Here is a 1,748-nt window from a genome sequence, read left to right as displayed (position 1 = left end):
CCAGCGAGTTGCCTCGCTGGCTCCATGAATACAATTATTACAGGAATCATTCGGCGTTACAGCATAAAACGCCTATCAGCCGATTGGGAGCCGCTGTGAACAACGTCTTGCAACTCCACATCTAGGCGGCGGGGGCGGGCTTCCTGGCCCGGGTGTCCTGGCTGACGTACACGCCGGCGATGACCAGGGCCGAGGCCGCGTACTGCATCCAGTTGAGCCGTTCGCCCAGCAGGACCAACCCCATGATCAGGGTGAGGACCGGGATGAGGTTGATGAAGGACGAGGCCTGGCCCGCCGGGATCTTGGACATGCCGTAGTTGTACATGCCGTACGCGCCGATGGTCACGAACACGCCCAGGTACAGGACGGAGACCACGCCGACGGGATCGAAGGACACGGGCATCCGCGTCGAGGGCAGGAAGAGCAGCGGAAAATAGAACAGGGAGCCCGTGAAGGCCTGAATCATGGTCAGGAACCACGGGCTGTAGCGGGGGCTGAGCTTCTTGAAGGCGATCATGTATCCGCAGGCGCAGACCATGGCCATGAATTCGAGGAAGTTGCCGAGCACCGGGTTGGAGGCCGTCTCCGTGGCCTCGGCCACGCTCGACAGGACCACCGCTCCGAGGATGGCCAGGCCGAAGCCGGTCACCGTGCGCCGGGTCAGCGGCTCGTTCAGGGTCAGGCGCGCGGCCACGGCCACCATGAGGGGCAGCAGGGCGCAGATCATCCCGGCCTGGGACGCGTCGGTGTAGGTCAGGGCCATGGCCTCGAAGATGAAATAGAAGCCCGGCTCGCAGATGCCCATGAAGGCGAGCAGCTTCCAGTCGCCGGGCCGGTAGTCGATGTGCCTCAGGCTCTTGAAGACCACCAGGAAGCAGATCGAGGCCACGAACATGCGGCCGAAGATGACCACCATCGGATCGAACCGCTGAAAGGCGATCTTGAGCACGATGAACGAACTGGCCCAAAGCAGGACAGCCGCCCCGAGCGCCAGCAGCGCCCTTGTTTTCCCATCAGCGATGACCATGTACGGACTCCTATGGATGTGATCGAATCGTCTACCATTGTTCATCTGTGAAGGAAATGGAATTCGCCATCACGAATTCGGATGGAGAGCATCGGCAGCCCGGAGGCCGAAACGTGAAAAGGGCCCCGCTTGCGCAGGACCCTTTTCACGGTGTTCTATGAAATCTCCCCTAGTGGGGGCAGACGGCGAGGACGTTGACCGGCTTGAAGCCGTTGTCCGGGTTCTCGGCGTAACGGCAACCCAGATGGGAATCGTCGCGCTTGTGCTCGATGTCGGTCTCGGAGCCGAGATAGTGCGGGCAATTGTTGTTGTTGCAGATGAGGATGACTCCCCAGCCGGTCTCGGGCGGCGCCAGCCATGCGTCCATCCTTTGGCCGCAATGCGGACAATCCCTGTCGGGTAGTTCCGTGACGATGCCGGCGTATTCGTGGATAACCATCTATATCATCTCCTTGAGTGCGGCGATCAGGCCGTCATTGATTCAATAAAGACAAGATAATCCCCCAACCCCGCCCGTCAAGACCGGGGTTGGTTTTTTTTTGCCTCCGGCGGCCAGGGGGGAAGGGGAGAGAGGGGACCTTTTGAGAAAAAGGTTCCTGTGCAACCGGAAACATGGGTAACAGTTCTGCCCGGGTACATGGGTAACACTTTTATTGTTCGTCCACCGGTTCCGGGGGCCTGATCAGGCCCCCGGAACCGGTGGCGGGCAGGACGCCGAGCA

General features: G+C 60.7%; 2 protein-coding genes. Both read right to left on the bottom strand.

The features are described from left to right. Nucleotides 1-121: 121 nt before the first annotated feature. Nucleotides 122-1,027, bottom strand: coding sequence for a DMT family transporter (locus AB6M95_RS19630; RefSeq protein ID WP_371388436.1), 906 nt, complete (start codon nt 1,025-1,027; stop codon nt 122-124). A 169-nt stretch (nt 1,028-1,196) separates the two neighbouring features. After that, a complete protein-coding gene (locus AB6M95_RS19625; RefSeq protein ID WP_371388435.1) occupies nt 1,197-1,466 on the bottom strand; it encodes a hypothetical protein in 270 nt (89 codons plus the stop codon). Nucleotides 1,467-1,748 lie beyond the last annotated feature (282 nt).

The organism is Pseudodesulfovibrio karagichevae, assembly GCF_041414475.1.
Lineage (GTDB): Bacteria > Desulfobacterota > Desulfovibrionia > Desulfovibrionales > Desulfovibrionaceae > Pseudodesulfovibrio > Pseudodesulfovibrio karagichevae.
The sequence above is the reverse complement of the archived record's forward strand: the minus strand, read 5'-3'. Positions and strand labels throughout refer to the sequence as shown.